This window comes from uncultured Amaricoccus sp. (assembly GCF_937858865.1).
GTDB lineage: Bacteria > Pseudomonadota > Alphaproteobacteria > Rhodobacterales > Rhodobacteraceae > Amaricoccus.
In genome coordinates, this window is sequence record NZ_CALLYO010000465.1 from 1 (window position 1) to 1,249 (window position 1,249).

A 1,249-nucleotide genomic window follows, 5' to 3' on the forward strand; every position below is an offset into this window, starting at 1 on the left:
CGGCGCTCGCCCGCGTCGAGGCGGGCGGGATCGACGCGGCGATCGTCGACATGATGCTCGGGCCCGAGAGCGGGGCGGCGCTCCTCGGCGAGCTCAGGCGGCGCGGGCACCGCATGCCGGTGCTGATCCTGAGCGCGCTGGCGCGGGTCGAGGACCGCGCCGAGGGCCTCGACGCCGGGGCGCAGGACTATATCGTCAAGCCCTTCCAGCTGAGCGAGCTGCTCGCGCGTCTCGAGGTGCAGCTCCGCCGCGCCGCGCCGCGGCAGGAGCCGCTGCGGATGGGCCGGCTCACCTACGACCCGGCGACGCGCACGGTCGGCGGCGGGCCGCGGCCGGTGCCGCTGACCGAGCGCGAGGGCGAGCTGCTCGCCTGGCTCGTCGCGCGCGGCGGCGCGCTGGCAACGCGCGGCGAGATCTTCGATGCCCTCTGGGCGCCGCACGGCGGGGCGACGGAGAATGTGGTCGACGTCTACGTCGGCTACCTGCGGCGCAAGCTCGACAACTTCAACGAATATGGTCTCGCCCTGCGCACGCTGCGCGGCCGCGGGTTCCAGCTTGTCACGAACGAGGAAGAATGACCCGCAACTGGATACTGCTGCTGCCTTTCCTGCTCCCGATACCTGCTGCGGCGGGCGCGCTGACCGACCTTCTCATGGCGCCGCACCTCTTCGAGGCGGAGCCGGCGGGGGTCGCGGTCGCCTATGCCGAGGAGCGTTCGGTTCCCGAGCGCGAGGGGATGACCGTGGCGGACGTGACGGCGGGAGAGCTGCGGCTCGAGGTCGTGCCGTCGGAAGAGGGGCACGAGCTGCGGCTGGTGCGCGAGGTGGGCGGGGCGGCGAAGCCGCTCGGGACCTTCGGGGTCGAGGCGGCCAATCCGGTGCTGCTCTACTTCCTCGAGACGACGGTCCGGGTGATGGCGGAGGCGACGGGCGGCAACCCCTACTACATCCGCAACCGGATCCGCGAGGCGCTGGCCGCCGCCGGCCTCGGGGAGCAGGAGGGCACGGTGCGGGAGGTCCTGCTCGCCCCCTTCGCCGCGGACGCCAACCGGGCGCGGATGGGGGTCTTCGGCGACCTCTCGATCCGGCTGCGCTTCGACCCGGAGGCGCCGGCGCGCATCCTCGAACTTTCGGCTGATACCCCCGGGGAGGATGGCCGCTATCATGAGAAGATGGTGCTGGTCGGGGAGAAATGACATGCGAGGAATGACATGCGGCAGGCGGTGACGATCCTCGCGCTCTCCCTCGCG

Annotated in this window: 2 protein-coding genes; both read left to right on the plus strand. The window is 72.4% G+C overall.

Features of this window, described 5'->3' with window-relative positions; all coding sequences use genetic code 11:
• Positions 1 to 578 (plus strand): response regulator transcription factor (locus Q0112_RS13675; RefSeq protein ID WP_297976178.1); only part of this gene is annotated, 578 nt, incomplete at its 5' end.
• The gene (locus Q0112_RS13680; protein ID WP_297976180.1) at positions 575 to 1,195 is read left to right on the plus strand and encodes a hypothetical protein; all 621 of its coding nucleotides are present in this window, start codon (positions 575 to 577) and stop codon (positions 1,193 to 1,195) included. The genes Q0112_RS13675 and Q0112_RS13680, both read left to right, overlap by 4 nt.
• Positions 1,196 to 1,249: the final 54 nt, after the last annotated feature.